The organism is Lonepinella sp. MS14434 (genome assembly GCF_042468235.1).
In the GTDB taxonomy this organism is placed as follows: Bacteria; Pseudomonadota; Gammaproteobacteria; order Enterobacterales; family Pasteurellaceae; genus Lonepinella.
This window is the reverse complement of the sequence record NZ_CP170386.1, coordinates 659,272-675,979: the sequence shown is the minus strand read 5'-3', so window position 1 is coordinate 675,979 and position 16,708 is coordinate 659,272. Positions and strand designations below refer to the sequence as shown.

Genomic DNA, 16,708 nt, shown 5'->3' with positions numbered 1-16,708 from the left:
ATTAACCGCACTTTTCATTATATGAGTATATTATGGCAATAAAAATTCTCCCTGAAAATGAAATTAAGCAAGTGGCAAACTCTTATCAACAGCCACCCTTATTATTTACCAATGTCAAAAATCTTTATGAACGCCGAGCAAAACGCTTACGTGATTTAGCAAAAGATCACCCTTTTGCTAACTATCTTGAATTTGCCGCCAACATCGCAGAAGCTCAATTATTAATTTTACAAGAAAACCCGCTGATTAAACCTGAAATTGACTTTAGTGAAATTCAACCTTTAAACATCAAAAACTGGCAACGTAGTTCACAATGGCGTGATTATTTAGCGACTCTACTCTGTGAAATCCGATCCATCGCTAACGAACAAATGCTCGGTACTATTGATAGCCTAGAAAAAGCATCAAGTAGTGAATTAGAACAATTTGCTAATCAATTATTAGCACAAGATTATGCACATGTCAGTAGCGATAAAGCGGTCTTTATTTGGGCGGCATTGTCACTATATTGGGTGCAACTAACCCAATATATTCCTCACTCTGCTCATCAAGAAAGTGGTGAAGGGTTACATCACTGCCCTGTTTGTCAATCCGTTCCAGTGTCTAGTGTCATTCACTTTGGCGCAGAACAGGGCTTACGTTATTTACATTGCTCCCTTTGTGAAAGTGAATGGAATGTTGTGCGAGCAAAATGTACCAACTGTGACCAATCAAAAGAACTGGAGTATTGGTTACTCGACAGCGAACAATCCGCTGTCCGTGCGGAAAGCTGTGGCGAATGTCATAGTTATTTAAAAATCTTATATCAAGAAAAAGATCCCTATGTGGAAGCCGTAGCAGATGACTTAGCCAGTATTTTTCTTGATATTGAAATGGAAGAAAAAGGCTTTGCCCGTAGTGGGTTAAATCCATTTATCTTTCCTACGGAATAATTTTAATCACATTTAAGGAAACCCCACCATGACATATAAAGTCGTTGCATTTGATTTAGACGGTACCTTGTTAAACAGTAAAGGGCAAATTTTACCAAGTAGCAAAAAAGCTATTGCTGAAATTCGTCAAAAAGGGATTAAAGTCGTGATCGTAACAGGTCGCCATCACACTGCGGTAAAACCCTATTATCACGAATTACAATTAGATACGCCGATTGTTTGTTGTAACGGTACTTATATCTATCACCCTGCAACTGACGAAGTTGAATTAGCTAATCCACTTTCAGCCAGTCAATGTGATACCGTATTAAAAATTGCCGAGCAATATCAGTTAGATTTATTGATGTATAGCCGTAACACAATGAACTATCAGAAACTCAATGCTCACATGACAAAATTCACCCAATGGGCGGCAAGTTGCCCCGCAGATGTTCGCCCTGATGTACGTCAAGTGAGTAATTTTGAAGAAATCTTCCATAATCCAACTGAACAAATTTGGAAATTTGTGATCAGCTCACAGAATCGCCAAGATATGGAAAGTGCGGTGGAAAATCTGCCCGTTTCTGAATTTAGCTGCGAATGGTCTTGGATTGATCGTGTAGATATTGCCAATAATGGTAACAGTAAAGGTGGAAAACTGTTAGATTTACTCAAACAATGGCAAGTTGATCCACAGGATGTTATCGCATTTGGTGACAATCATAATGATACCAGCATGCTGACCGCAGTAGGTTATGGCGTAGCAATGGGAAATGCAGAACAAGAAGTTAAAGATCAAGCAAAATTTGTTACTACCGATAATAATGCTGACGGAATTGCAGAAGTATTAGCACATTTACTTTAATTATTAAAAGATTTTATTAACTAAAACAAGGAGAATAATATGAAAGCATTAAGGCTAACCGCTATTGCATTCACATCAATAGCAATTCTATCAGGTTGTGTACAACATAATAATCCACAACATGATGAAATGATTTTACAAGAACAGGCTACCTTAGGCATTAACTGGATACAACAATCTGGAGAATACCAAGCCCTTGCTCACCAAGCCTTTAATCTTGCTAAAGTCGCGTTTGACAATGCTAAAGTTACCAAAGGCAAGAAAAAAGCGGTTGTGGTAGATTTAGATGAAACAATGGTAGATAACAGTGCTTATGCAGGTTGGCAGATCAAAAATCATAAAGCCTTTGACAGCGAAAGTTGGACCCGTTGGGTCAATGCTCGCCAAACTCAAGCTATTGCTGGTGCGGTAGAGTTTAATAACTATGTAAATAGTCATAAAGGCACGATGTTTTATGTCTCTAACCGCAAAGATAGCAATGAAAAAGCGGGAACCATTGATGACATGAATAAACTCGGTTTTACTGGTGTAAATGAACAGACTTTATTACTTAAAAAAGATAAATCAAATAAATCTATTCGTTTTGCTGAAATTGAGCAACAAGGTTATGAAATTGTGCTTTATATCGGTGATAACTTGAATGATTTCGGTGATGAACCTTACCATAAATCTAATGAGGAACGTCGTGCTTTTGTACAACAAAACAAAGAAAAATTTGGCAAAAAATTCATTGTATTACCTAATCCAAATTATGGTGACTGGGAAGGTGGTATGGATAAAAATTACTACAAAGGTGATGCTAAAAGCCGTATAGATATCCGTCACAATGCAATCAAAGCCTGGAATGGTCAGTAATTACTATAATAACACCCCAATAATGGCATAAGGCTAAGAACTTGTGCCATTATTGTAAAACTTGTACTTTTCTATTCTGCCTAATATGCTAAAATCCCATTTGTTTACTTTTTATTTACTCGAGTGATTTTATGCTACCCCGTTTGAAAGATATTCCTCAACTCAATCCTATTGTGGTTGACTATTTAAAGGATTTACAAGCTCAATCTTTTACAGGCGATATAGCTTCTAACTATGCGGATCGTTTGAGTCTTGCAACCGATAACAGTGTTTATCAACTGTTACCGCAAGCTATTTTATTCCCCAAATCCGTTGCAGATGTGGTGCGTTTAACTAAATTAGCCCAACAAGAAAAATACCAAGCACTCACGTTCACGCCTCGCGGTGGTGGTACGGGGACGAATGGGCAATCGCTCAATAACAATATCATTGTCGATCTTTCCCGTCACATGACAGGTATTTTAGAACTCAACGTAGAACAACGCTGGGTGCGTGTGCAAGCAGGTGTAGTGAAAGATCAGCTGAATCAATATCTTAAACCTTACGGTTTATTTTTTGCCCCTGAACTCTCTACCAGTAACCGTGCTACGCTAGGCGGTATGATTAACACTGATGCCTCGGGGCAAGGATCGTTGCAATATGGCAAAACCTCAGATCACGTTTTGGGCTTGCGTGCAGTGTTGATAAATGGTGAAATTTTAGACACAAGTGCGGTGAAAACCGATGGATTTTTGGCAAATTTACCTGACAATCTGTCCGTACTCGGTCGTCAATTACATCAGGAAATTTTTAGCCGTTGCCAAGCAAAACGCCAAACCATTATGCAGGATTTACCCCAACTTAACCGTTTTCTCACGGGTTACGATCTCAAAAATGTATTTAATCAAGATGAAAGCGAATTTAATCTCACCCGCATTTTAACAGGCTCGGAAGGATCACTGGCGTTTATTTGTGAAGCTGTCTTAGATTTAACCCCAATTCCACAATATCGCACACTGATTAATGTGAAATACCGTTCCTTTAATTCCGCCTTGCGTAATGCCCCCTTTATGGTGAAAGCCAATGCGTTGTCAGTGGAAACCGTGGACAGCAAGGTATTGGGTTTAGCAAAAGAAGATATTGTGTGGCATTCGGTCAAAGATTTGCTCACCGAAGAAGACGACAATCCGATTTTAGGCTTGAATATCGTGGAATATGCAGGCAATAATCAAAGCAAAATTCAGCAATTTGTCACCGCACTTTGCAGCCAATTAGATAATAAAATTGCCCATCAGGAAGACGATATTATCGGTTATCAAGTGACCAACGATTTGGCTTCTATTGAACGCATTTATGCCATGCGGAAAAAAGCGGTCGGTTTATTAGGTAATGCCAAAGGTTGGGCAAAACCGATTCCTTTTGTAGAAGATACTTGTGTTCCGCCTGAAAATTTAGCCGATTATATTTTGGAATTTCGTGCCTTACTCGACAGCCACAATTTGCAATATGGTATGTTTGGACACGTTGATGCTGGGGTGCTACACGTTCGTCCCGCATTGGATTTAACCGATAAAGCACAAGTCAAATTATTCAAGAAAATTTCCGACCAAGTGGCGGAAATGACACGAAAATACGGTGGTTTAATTTGGGGTGAACACGGTAAGGGCATTCGTTCTTATTATGGTGAAAAATTTTTCACGCCTGAATTATGGCAAGAACTGCGTTATGTGAAATTTTTATTCGACCCTAAAAACCGCCTAAACCCAGGGAAAATCTGCACTCCATTACATTCACAAGATGAACTGTATGGTTTGTTGTCACCAATGCGAGCCGATCAGGATCGTCAAATTCCGATTAAAATGCGAGAAGAATTTTCAGGTGCCATGAATTGCAATGGTAATGGTTTATGCTTTAATTTTGATGTGCATAGCATTATGTGTCCGTCCATGAAAGTCAGCAAAAATCGTATATTCTCACCGAAAGGGCGTGCCGCTATGGTGCGTGAATGGCTACGTTTAATGGCAAATGAGCAGGTGCAAGCTGAACAATTAGATTTTAAAAAATCACATATCAAACTATCTGAATTTGTGCAAAAAATTCGCCATACGTTCAAGCAAAAGCAGGAATACGATTTTTCCCATGAAGTAAAATTTGCGATGGATAGCTGTTTAGCTTGTAAAGCCTGTGCCAGCCAATGCCCAATTAAAATTGACGTGCCAAGTTTCCGAGCTAAATTTTTCTATTTTTATCATCAACGCTATTTGCGTCCACCGAAAGATTATGTGGTAGCAAATTTAGAAGTAGTTGCTCCGTATATGGCAAAAGTACCACGGTTTTTTAATTTTTTCACTAAGTTAAAACCTGTACAAACGATGGTGGAAAAAACCTTAGGAATGACCGATTTACCGTTGCTCTCGCAACCAAATTTACAGCAGCAATTAGTCGAAATCGGTTATCAAGGACAGTCACTCGAACAGCTTGAAAGTCTATCGGAAGTAGATAAAGCCAATCTGGTGTTAATTGTACAAGATCCTTATACGTCCTACTATGATGCCAAAGTGGTTCGTGATTTTGTCGCACTTTGCCAAAAACTTGGCTACCAAGCGGTGTTATTGCCGTTTAAACCGAATGGCAAGGCTCAACATATAAAAGGCTTTTTAGGGCAATTTGCTCGCACGGCGAAAAATCAAGCGGAAATGTTAAACCGAATGGCAAAATTAGGCGTGCCATTGGTCGGCGTGGATCCTGCTATTGTGCTGTCTTATCGTGATGAATATAAAGAAGTATTAGGCAAAGAAAGGGGCGATTTTCATGTACTTACCGCTCACGAATGGCTAATCTCACAATTAAACTCAGAAAATATTCAAAGTGCGGTGAAAAATTTACAACATTCTAGCCAGACTTTAAACCAACAAAAAACAGAACAACAAAACTGGCAATTATTTCCACATTGCACCGAAACCACCTTTATGCCAACCAGCCCTAAACAATGGCAACAGATTTTTGCGACCTTTGGCGAAACCCTACAAGTACAAAATGTCGGTTGCTGTGGTATGGCGGGGGTATTTGGGCATGATGTAAAAAATCAAACCATGTCAAAAGATATTTATGCTGTTTCTTGGGGAGAAAAATTACAAGGTAAAAATCCTGAACGTTGTTTAGCCACGGGCTATTCTTGCCGTAGTCAAGTGAAGCGTTTTGAGAAATTTAAACCTAAACACCCCGTTCAAGCATTATTAACATTATTTAAATAGGAAACTTAATGAACATTTGGAAACGTGAATTTACGCTTGATGATCTCAATCAGGCTTGCCATGATTGTGCGGTACATCATCTTGGCATTGAATTTAGTGCGAAAGGCGATGATTGGTTAGAAGCCACCATGCCTGTCAATGAAAAAACCATGCAGCCAGTCGGTATTTTACATGGTGGCATTTCTGCTGCCCTTGCAGAAACCGTGGGATCAGCCGCAGGACATTGTTGCACCGAGGAAACTCAAGCGGTAGTAGGGGCTGAAATTAATGCGAGCCATTTACGCCCAGTCTATAAAGGTGAAACCGTGACCGCTCGAGCAACAGCAGTGAAAATTGGTCGTACCTTGCATATTTGGCAAATTGATATTCGTAATGAAGAACATAAACTTTGCTGTGTCTCTCGCTTAACCCTTTCGGTGATTAACAATGAATAAAAAAATAGGGGTTATTTTAGCTAATTTAGGTACACCAGATGCCCCAACACCACAGGCAATTAAACCCTATTTACATCAATTTTTAAGCGATCCTAGAGTAGTGGATTTGCCGAAATGGCGTTGGTTGCCGTTATTGGATTTTATTATTTTACCTAAACGTTCAAAACATATTGCTAAAACCTATCAATCGATTTGGACAGAACAAGGTTCGCCCTTACTAGCAATCAGTAAACAGCAACAACAGGCATTACAAAATTATTTTAATCATCAAAATCAAAATGTGGTGGTTGAACTAGGAATGACCTATGGCAATCCGAGTATACAGACAGCAGTGCAAAAATTAACAGATCTACAAGTAGAAAAAATCATTGTACTCCCCCTTTATCCACAATATAGTAGCACCACCACAGCTCCCGTATTCGATGCCTTTGCCAATGCGTTAAAGAAACAGCGAAATATCGTACCGTTTGAATTTATTCACTCCTATCATTTAGATCAGCTATATATTAATGCGTTGGTTAATTCTATTAAAACTAAAATGAAAGATGATGAATTTTTATTGTTTTCCTATCACGGCATCCCTGTACGTTATGAAAATTTAGGTGATTATTATCGTGAGCATTGCCGTCAAACCACACTCGCAGTCGTGGATAAATTAGGGTTGATGGAAACGCAATGGACAATGACCTTCCAATCACGTTTTGGCAAAAAAGAATGGTTACAACCCTATACCGATAAATTTATGCAAAGAGCGGCAAAAAAGGGGATTGAAAAATTAGCGGTCATTTGTCCGGGATTTTCTACTGATTGTTTGGAAACCTTAGAAGAAATTGATGAAGAAAATCGGGCATATTTCTTGCAAAATGGCGGAAAAAGTTATCAGTATATTCCTGCGTTAAATGCTACTCAGGAACATATTGAAATGATGGCGAAGTTAGTTATAGACAAAGCACATTAGTTTAATTTAAGATCAGTTATAATAAGTCAGAAATTATAACTGCTCTTCTACAACACTCGGCGAGATTGTGTATAAGTTCTCGCCCAGTAGGCTTCACTTAACGAACTAATTGTCACCCCTTGACTGGAGCTAGAATGCATAAATTGCCCATTCCCCATATAAACACCCACATGACGGTTTTTACGGAAAAACACTAGATCACCTTGCTTCAATTCACTTTTCTGAATACGTTGACCTAAACGTTGCTGTTCCGATGTTGAACGCGGCAAACTCATACCAAAAGCGGTAGCAAAGGTTTCTTGCATAAAGGCTGAACAATCAATCCCTCGAGAGCTTGTTCCTCCCATGCGATAACGTGTTCCGGCCCATTGATTATAAACCAGCGCTAAATCTTTATTTAGACCCGAAGCATGAGACGAACTTTGCGACATGCTGAGACTTGGTTTGTTCGTTTTCAAGCCATTCATCGAGGTTGTCAGTTGTACGTTATTTTGTTGACTAACTACGCCAGCTTGTTGCCTTGATGTATTTGAGCAAGCTGCGAGAACGGCAATACTTGCTATAATTAAAATCTTTTTTAACATTATTATCATTAATTTAAAATCAAAAACGTCTTGATACTAACCTATTACAAAGATGATTTCCAGTCCTTATTCAATATTTATGCAAATTTTAGCTTGGTTCTCTCTTTTTTATGCAATTTATTCATTAAATAAAAAAGAAAAATCTAAAAAAAATCACCGCACTTTAAAAGTGCGGTGCATATTCTTATTATTTTTACGGTGGAAAAAAATCATTTTTTCTTCGCTTTGGCATTTGGCAAATCGGTAATTGACCCTTCAAATACTTCTGCCGCTAACCCGACAGACTCATGTAAAGTTGGGTGAGCATGAATGGTTAAGGCAATATCTTCTGCATCACAACCCATTTCAATGGCTAAGCCGATTTCACCTAATAATTCACCGGCATTTGTACCGACAATCGCACCACCTAAAATACGGTGAGTTTCTTTATCGAAAATAAGTTTCGTCATCCCTTCTGCACAGTCAGATGCAATGGCACGACCTGATGCTGCCCAAGGGAAGTTGGCGACTTCGTATTTAAGGTTTTCAGCTTTACATTCTTTTTCGGTTTTACCCACCCAAGCGACTTCTGGCTCAGTATAAGCAATCGATGGAATCACTTTCGGATCAAAATAATGTTTTTTGCCTGCAATCACTTCTGCCGCTACATGACCTTCATGTACCCCTTTGTGTGCCAACATCGGTTGACCTACAATATCACCGATAGCATAAATATGTGGCACATTAGTACGCATTTGTTTGTCGGTACGAATGAAACCACGTTCATCCACTTCAACCCCGGCTAAATGAGCATCAATCAATTTGCCATTTGGTGTACGACCAATTGCGACTAATACCGCATCATAAACACGAGTTTCACTACCTGATTTACCTTCCATAGAAACATGAATACCATCATCTTTGGCTTCTACCGCAGTGACTTTAGTTTCCAGTAATAGGGTGAATTTTTTCTCGATTTGTTTGGTATAAATTTTAACAATATCTTTGTCGGCTGCTGGAATCACTTGATCGAACATTTCTACTACATCAATTTGTGAACCTAACGCACTGTAAACAGTACCCATTTCTAAACCGATAATACCACCGCCCATAACTAATAAGCGTTTTGGTACTTCACGTAATGCGAGAGCATCGGTTGAATCCCAAACACGTGGATCTTCATGTGGAATGAACGGTAACTGAATTGGGCGAGAACCCGCCGCAATAATGGCATTATCAAATTTAATAGTGGTTGGATTGCCTTCGCGATCTTTGGCAACTAACGTGTTTGCATCAGTGAATTTAGCCAAGCCTTCAACTACGATCACTTTACGCATTTTGGCCATGCCAGCCAAACCACCGGTTAAACGACTAATGACACCGTCTTTACCGGCTCGGACTTGGTCCAGATCAATGGTCGGTTCGCTAAAAGAAATACCATGATGTTCAACATGTTTGGCATCTTCAATGACCTTAGCGACATGTAGTAACGCCTTAGATGGAATACAACCTACGTTTAAACATACCCCACCGAGCGTTGAATAACGTTCAACTAAGACTGTTTCTAAACCTAAGTCAGCACAACGGAAAGCCGCAGAATAACCAGCTGGACCCGCACCTAAAACGACAACTTGTGTTTTAATTTCTTTACTCATGTGTTCTCCTTGTATAAAAGTGCGGTGAAAAATACCGCACTTTTCTATACCGTTAATTACATTGCCAAACGGCGTAAGTCTGCTAATACGCTACCAATAAAGCTGATAAATCTCGCTCCATCGGCACCATCAATCACACGGTGATCGAAAGATAAGGATAAAGGTAACATCAAGCGTGGGGCAAATTCTTTACCATTCCACACCGGTGCCATTTCAGATTTAGATACCCCTAAAATCGCTACTTCAGGTGCATTGACGATCGGTGCGAAGTGGGTGGTGCCCAAACCACCGATGCTTGAAATCGTAAAACAACCACCTTGCATATCAGAAGCGGTTAATTTACCTGCACGAGCTTTTTTCGATACTTCCATCAACTCACGTGAAAGCTCAATAATACCTTTTTTGTTCACATCTTTGAACACTGGCACCACTAAGCCATTTGGCGTATCCACAGCCACACCAATATTGATGTATTTTTTCAAGGTTAAACGTTGACCGTCTTCTGAAATAGAACTGTTGAAACGTGGATAGGCTTCCAAGGCTTTCGCCGCCGCTTTCATAATGAATACTACAGGGGTGATTTTCACATCTAATTTTTGTTTTTCGGCTAATTTATTTTGCTCTTTGCGGAATGCTTCCAAATCTGTGATGTCAGCACGATCAAAGTGAGTCACATGTGGAATCATTACCCAGTTACGATGTAAGTTAGCACCAGAAATTTTGTTGATACGTGTTAACTCAACTTCTTCCACTTCACCAAATTTGCTGAAGTCAACTTTCGGCCATGGTAACAAGCCTAAACCAGCACCATTAGCGGCTCCAGAACCTGCTGTTGCGGCACCACTTTCAAGTGCTGCAATCGCCGCTTTCACATAGGCTTGAACGTCTTCTTTTAAGATGCGACCTTTACGACCTGTTCCTTTTACTTTATCTAAGTTAACACCAAACTCACGTGCTAAACGGCGAACCACTGGAGTAGCATGAGCAAAGGTAGTACTTGCCGTCACATTTTCTTGGCTAACCGGTGCTGTAGCTTGTGCTGGAGCTGAGGCTTGCGGAGCGGATGGTGCAGCTGCTGGAGCAGATGCTTGTGCTACCGGAGCTGGTGCAGCACCTGTGACTTCAAATTTCATAATTAATGAACCAGTAGAAACTTTATCCCCTGATTTCACTAAAATTTCTTTCACCACACCAGCAAACAGTGCCGGCACTTCCATTGATGCTTTGTCGCCTTCAACGGTAATTAAAGATTGTTCTTCGCTGATGCTGTCGCCAACTTTTACCATAATTTCAGTCACGTTAACTTCATCAGAACCAATGTCTGGTACATTAACATCTTTCACGGCAGATTGTGTTGGTGCAGCCACTGGAGATTGTTCAGCAGGTGCTGAGGCATCCGGTGCTGAACCAGTTTCAAATTTCATAATCAATTTACCTGTAGCCACTTTATCGCCAACATTGATTAGGATTTCTTTGACTACACCAGCTATCGGTGCTGGCACTTCCATAGAAGCTTTGTCACCTTCAACGTTAATAATAGATTGGTCAACTTCTACTTTGTCACCGACTTTGACCATAATTTCGGTTACATTGACTTCATCAGTACCAATATCTGGCACGTTGACTTCAACGACCGCCGATACTGATGCTGGAGCTGGTGCGGCTTCTGCTTTTGGTGCTTCCGCTGCAGGAACAGAACTAACGGCTTCTAATTCTAACATTGGCGTACCAGTCGAAACTTTGTCACCGACTTTCACTAAAATCGCTTTAACAACGCCCGCTTCTGATGCTGGTACTTCCATAGAAGCCTTGTCACCTTCCACATTGATAATAGATTGATCCACCGCAATGGTATCACCCACATTTACCATAACTTCAGTTACAGTCACTTCATCACTACCGATATCCGGCACTTGAATTTGTTTTGACATTTTTATCTTCCTTTTCTGTGCTTGCGGTTAAAATTTCAAAAAATTACGATATTTTCACCGCACTTTAAAACCATTGTAATTAATCATATAACGCGGAGAAAAGATTTTCTCCAACGTTAATTTAAATGATTTTACTAAGCGTATAACGGATTGACTCGTTCAGTTTTTAAACCGTACTTTTCAATGGCTTGTTCAACCACTTTGGCATCAATCGTACCTTCTTTAGCTAATTGAGCTAATGCAGCAACGACCACATAATACTCATTCACTTCAAAGTGTTCACGTAAGTTTTCACGGCCATCTGAACGACCAAAACCGTCTGTACCTAACACGTGATAGTGTTTGCTTGGTACATAAGCACGAATTTGCTCAGCGTAAAGTTTCATATAGTCAGTAGATGCCACTGTTGGTAAATCCGCTAATACTTGAGCAACATAAGGAACTCGTGGGGTTTCGGTTGGGTGTAACAAATTCCAACGTACTGCATCTGCCCCTTCACGACCTAATTCATTAAATGATGGTGCACTGAAGACATCCGCTGTCACGCCGTAGTCATTGGCTAAGATTTGAGCCGCAGTACGAACATGACGCATAATTGCACCTGAACTTAATAATTGAACGTGACCTTTGCCTTTACCTTGAACGGTTTCAAATTTATACAAGCCTTTACGAATACCTTCTTCTGCACCGGCTGGCATGGCTGGTTGCTCAGTTACTTCATTTAAGGTGGTGATGTAATAGAACACGTTTTCTTGTTTTTCACCATACATACGGTTAATACCGTCTTGGATAATCACGGCGACTTCAAAGGCAAATGATGGATCATAAGTCACACAGTTTGGAATTACGCCAGCTTGAATATGACTATGACCATCTTCATGTTGTAAGCCTTCACCGTTTAAGGTTGTACGACCTGATGTACCACCGATCATAAAACCACGTGCTAATTGGTCACCCGCTAACCACATCATATCGCCCACACGTTGGAAACCAAACATGGAGTAATACACGAAGAATGGAATCATTGGACGGTTATTCACAGAATAAGAAGTTGCTGCCGCAATCCAAGAGGCTGTTGCCCCTAATTCATTAATCCCTTCTTGCAATACTTGACCGTCTGTTGCTTCACGATAGTAAGCCACTAATTCACGGTCTGATGGCACATAATTTTGACCTGCTGGACTGTAAATACCAATTTGACGGAATAAACCTTCCATACCAAAAGTACGTGCTTCATCTGCAATAATCGGTACAATAGTTTGACCGATATTTTTGTCTTTCAATAATGTGTTTAACACACGGCTAAATGCCATAGTCGTAGAAATACCACGTGGTTGTTCTTCTAACAATGCTTGGAATTCAGATAACGCAGGTACTTTATATTCGACATCAAATTTTTGACGACGAGCTGGTACGTAACCATTTAAGGCTTTACGATGATGATGAAGATAGTTATATTCTTCAGAACCTTCGGCAAATTTAATATATTCTAATTTTTCAACTTGCTCATCAGTTAATGGTAAATGGAAGTGATCACGGAAACCTTTAAGGCTATCTAATGACATTTTTTTAGATTGGTGAGCGGTATTTTTACTTTCCGCTTCTGGAATTTTATAGCCTTTTACCATGTGAGATAAAATCACCACTGGTTTATCTGATTTTTGTGCTTTTGCAAAGGCTGCGTACATTTTTTCACTATCATGACCACCACGACGTAATGCCCAAATTTCATCATCTGTCCAGTCAGCTACTAATGCAGCAGTTTCAGGATAACGACCAAAGAAGTGTTCACGAACATAAGCACCATTTTTTGATTTGAATGTTAAATAGTCACCATCAACTACTTCCATCATTAATTGTGCTAATTTACCGGAAGTATCTTTAGCGAATAATTTATCCCAGCTACTGCCCCATAACACTTTGATCACTTCCCAACCGGCACCACTGAACAAGCCTTCTAATTCCTGTACAATTTTACCATTACCATTTACTGGACCGTCTAAACGTTGTAAGTTACAGCTAATCACAAAAATTAAGTTATCCAATTTTTCACGAGCCGCAACGGTGATTGCCCCTTTAGACTCAATTTCATCCATTTCACCATCGCCTAAAAACGCATAGACTTTTTGGTTAGACGTATCTTTTAGATTACGATTATGTAGATATTTTAAGAAACGTGCACTATAGATAGCATTGACCGGACCTAACCCCATTGAAACAGTAGAGAATTGCCAAAAATCAGGCATTAATTTAGGATGAGGATAAGATGAAAGACCATCTACAAAGGCTTCTTGGCGGAAATTATCTAATTGTTCTTCTGTTAAACGACCTTCAACAAAGGCTCGAGCATAAATCCCCGGTGCAGCATGACCTTGAGAGAAAATTAAGTCACCACCATCTTTGTCTGTGGCAGCTTTAAAAAAATGGTTATAACAAACTTCATACATTGATGCAGCCGATTGGAATGTAGAAATATGGCCACCTAAATCCAAATCTTTTTTCTGGCTACGCAATACCATTGCAATAGCATTCCATCGTACGGCAGAACGAACACGGCGTTCAATGTCTTTATTACCTGGATAAGGAGGTTGTTCAGATACTGGAATGGTATTTACGTAAGCTGTTGTTACACCGGCAGATAAAGGTACTGCTTGACTGCGTGCGTGTTTCATTATTTGTTCAACAATAAACTGGGCACGTTCTGTCCCCTCTTCACGGATAAGTGAATCAATAGCCAATAGCCAATCTTGTGTTTCGATTGGATCTACGTCATTCTTTGCAATTTCTGACATAGTCTTTTCCTTATTTTGATGTTAATAAAATTATGTTTAGTCCATTACTAAACGGCGAGTTGATAGCTAAATCTTAACATAGTTGATTTGCTGATGAGTCACAGCGCATTCATTTAAAAAAATTTTATAAATTTTATTAGATTTTTTTAATAAAGCATAGTGATATTTTACTAAATTTTAACATTATTTTTCCAAAATATCACGAAATAAGTAAATTATTGGCTACACTTTACTACGGTTATCATAAAAAATCTACTTTCATAGCCGATGACTTTTAGTTAAAAATAAAAAGGGTTAACTCTAACCGTTAACCCTTGACCATCCTTGGTAATATGACTAATTAAACGCTTGTTTAATTTGTGCCGTTCCTAAATGCCCTGGAATTACTTTTTGTAAATTTAATTCTTGATCCACAATTAAACTTGACGGATAGCCGCGAACTTTGGTGCGTTTAAGCACTTCACCACTTTCATCAAGTAACACCACAATATTTTTATATTCTAGTCCCTTGTACCATTCAATAAAATCACCTATGGATTTTTCACCTTTGTGTTCTGGTGAAACAATGGTGACAACATTAAAATCTTTATTTTGATCCGCACTTAACTCATCAATTTCAGCCAAACCTGCTAGACAAATCGGACACCAAGATGCCCACATTTTGACATACAGCTTTTTGCCTTGATATTGCTCAAGTGTCACCGTATTGTTGTTCAGATCTTTAAATTGAATATCTTTCAATGTCGTTTCTCCCGCTGCAAATGAATTAACACTAAATAACATAAACACTAACGCTAATAATTTTTTCATTGTTTAAAATCTCCTTATATTAAATTTTGCCACTACATAAAAATATGTAAATTATTGGTAATTAATAGAATACCCATTAAGATAATTAATATACCACCGACCATTTTAAATTTGTTTAAATGTTTATTCATAGATTTTGCCTTTTTCAATAAAGTATCAGAGAAGAAAGAAAATACAATAAACGGTGTGGCTAAACCTAACACATAAACAAACATCATCGCTGCACCATATAACGCTGAACCATCATTACTGGATAACGCCAAAATAGAGGCTAACACTGGTCCGATACAAGGTGTCCAACCAAGGCTAAAGGTTAATCCTAAAACAAAGGCTTCAATAGATGAACTTTTACCGCTGGTTTTAATTTCCACCAATTTGGTTTGTTCTAAGAATTTAATCTTAAAAATACCTAGCTGATGTATGCCAAGAATCACCACAATAATCCCTGCGATAATTCTTGTTTTATCGTTGAATAACACATCACCTAAAAAACCAAACCCAAAACCTAGTCCAACAAAGGTGATAGATAAACCTAACACAAACAAAAAGGTATTTAAGATCTTTCTACCACCTTTACTCAAGATACCAAAATAAATCGGTACAATTGGAAAAATACAAGGCGATAAAAAAGAAAGCAGACCCGCCAAAAAAACACTACTAATTAATAAATTTTGGTCAAACATCTTAATTCCCTTTAACTAAATTGATTAAATAACCATAATGTTCTTCTTCCATTTTATTTAATGGAATAAATTTAATCGCTGCACTGTTAATACAATAGCGTAATCCACCTTTATCTTTTGGACCATCATCAAACACATGTCCCAAATGTGCTTTACCACTACGGCTAATCACTTCGGTTCTCAGCATATTAAAGCTTCGGTCATCGGCATAAGTAACCACATCCTTGTCAATCGGTTTGGTAAAGCTAGGCCAACCACAGCCAGATTCAAATTTATCCGCAGAAGAAAATAGAGGCTCACCTGTGGTAATATCCACATAAATCCCTGCTTCAAAATTATCCCAGTATTCATTACTAAATGAACGTTCCGTGTTTTTACCTTGTGTAACGGAATATTGTAACGGGGTTAATTTCGCTTTTAATTCTGCATCACTTGGTTTTGGATAATCTTTTGGATCAATAATAATATGGTTGGCTTGCTCTAAATCAATATGACAATAACCATTAGGATTTTTCTTCAAATAATCCTGATGATATTCTTCCGCTAACACATAATGTTTCAAAGGTTCTACTTCCACTTGAATCTTATCTTTATATTTCGCTTGTTGTGCCTGAATGGCTTTTAAAACAATTTCTTTATCCTGTTCATTTTGATAATAAATACCCGTACGATATTGACGACCACGGTCATTACCTTGCTTATTCACGCTAGTTGGATCAATTACTTGGAAATAGTATTTCAATAATTTATCTAACGACACCTTATTCGCATCATAGGTTACATGAACGGTTTCCGCATGATCTGTATTGCCGATCAGATGATAATTCGTTTTTTCGGTTTTACCATTAGCATAACCCGATGTTGCATCTTTTACTCCGTATATTCTTTCCATATAGGCTTCAATGCCCCAGAAACAACCACCAGCCAGATAAATTTCACGAATATCTTGTTCTTGAGTTTGTTGTTGCATTTGTTTTTCCATATTCTTCATCTCCGTAACAGGTTTACTCATTGTATC

At 38.8% G+C, this 16,708-nt stretch carries 13 protein-coding genes; 6 read left to right on the top strand and 7 right to left on the bottom strand.

What is annotated here, in order from left to right; genetic code table 11:
- Positions 1-32: 32 nt before the first annotated feature.
- From fdhE to hemH, 6 genes are all read left to right on the top strand, one after another.
- Positions 33-932 carry a formate dehydrogenase accessory protein FdhE gene (gene fdhE / locus O1Q79_RS03380; protein ID WP_386692952.1) on the top strand — a complete coding sequence of 300 codons (900 nt, stop codon included), beginning with the start codon at positions 33-35 and terminating at the stop codon, positions 930-932.
- Positions 933-960: 28 nt separating this feature from the next.
- Positions 961-1,776 (top strand): pyridoxal phosphatase, encoded by an 816-nt coding sequence (locus tag O1Q79_RS03375; protein ID WP_386692951.1) that lies wholly within the window; start codon positions 961-963, stop codon positions 1,774-1,776.
- Between the two features lie 39 nt (positions 1,777-1,815).
- Positions 1,816-2,631, top strand: a complete 816-nt coding sequence (locus O1Q79_RS03370; protein ID WP_386692950.1) for a 5'-nucleotidase, lipoprotein e(P4) family — start codon at positions 1,816-1,818, stop codon at positions 2,629-2,631.
- 131 nt (positions 2,632-2,762) lie between these two features.
- A complete protein-coding gene (locus O1Q79_RS03365; RefSeq protein WP_386692949.1) occupies positions 2,763-5,864 on the top strand; it encodes an FAD-binding and (Fe-S)-binding domain-containing protein in 3,102 nt (1,033 codons plus the stop codon).
- An 8-nt stretch (positions 5,865-5,872) separates the two neighbouring features.
- On the top strand, positions 5,873-6,298 hold the full coding sequence (locus O1Q79_RS03360) for a hotdog fold thioesterase (protein WP_386692948.1): 426 nt from the start codon (positions 5,873-5,875) through the stop codon (positions 6,296-6,298).
- A complete protein-coding gene (hemH, locus tag O1Q79_RS03355) occupies positions 6,291-7,256 on the top strand; it encodes a ferrochelatase (protein ID WP_386692947.1) in 966 nt (321 codons plus the stop codon). Before O1Q79_RS03360 ends, hemH begins: the two co-directional genes overlap by 8 nt.
- 47 nt (positions 7,257-7,303) lie before the next feature.
- On the opposite strand, the gene O1Q79_RS03350 is transcribed toward hemH, so the two are convergent.
- The 7 genes from O1Q79_RS03350 to msrB form a co-directional block, all read right to left on the bottom strand.
- Positions 7,304-7,840, bottom strand: coding sequence for an NlpC/P60 family protein (locus O1Q79_RS03350; RefSeq protein ID WP_386692945.1), 537 nt, complete (start codon positions 7,838-7,840; stop codon positions 7,304-7,306).
- Positions 7,841-8,049: 209 nt separating this feature from the next.
- Positions 8,050-9,474: a dihydrolipoyl dehydrogenase gene (gene lpdA, locus O1Q79_RS03345; protein WP_386692944.1), complete on the bottom strand. Its 1,425-nt coding sequence runs from the start codon at positions 9,472-9,474 to the stop codon at positions 8,050-8,052.
- A 56-nt stretch (positions 9,475-9,530) separates the two neighbouring features.
- Positions 9,531-11,405 carry a pyruvate dehydrogenase complex dihydrolipoyllysine-residue acetyltransferase gene (aceF, locus tag O1Q79_RS03340; RefSeq protein WP_386692943.1) on the bottom strand — a complete coding sequence of 625 codons (1,875 nt, stop codon included), beginning with the start codon at positions 11,403-11,405 and terminating at the stop codon, positions 9,531-9,533.
- A 134-nt stretch (positions 11,406-11,539) separates the two neighbouring features.
- Positions 11,540-14,197: a pyruvate dehydrogenase (acetyl-transferring), homodimeric type gene (aceE, locus tag O1Q79_RS03335; RefSeq protein ID WP_386692942.1), complete on the bottom strand. Its 2,658-nt coding sequence runs from the start codon at positions 14,195-14,197 to the stop codon at positions 11,540-11,542.
- Between the two features lie 336 nt (positions 14,198-14,533).
- Positions 14,534-15,007, bottom strand: coding sequence for a redoxin family protein (locus O1Q79_RS03330; protein WP_386692941.1), 474 nt, complete (start codon positions 15,005-15,007; stop codon positions 14,534-14,536).
- A 32-nt stretch (positions 15,008-15,039) separates the two neighbouring features.
- The gene (locus O1Q79_RS03325) at positions 15,040-15,690 is read right to left on the bottom strand and encodes a cytochrome c biogenesis CcdA family protein (RefSeq protein ID WP_386692940.1); all 651 of its coding nucleotides are present in this window, start codon (positions 15,688-15,690) and stop codon (positions 15,040-15,042) included.
- A 1-nt stretch (position 15,691) separates the two neighbouring features.
- Positions 15,692-16,681, bottom strand: coding sequence for a peptide-methionine (R)-S-oxide reductase MsrB (gene msrB, locus O1Q79_RS03320; RefSeq protein WP_386693342.1), 990 nt, complete (start codon positions 16,679-16,681; stop codon positions 15,692-15,694).
- Between the last annotated feature and the right edge of the window lie 27 nt (positions 16,682-16,708).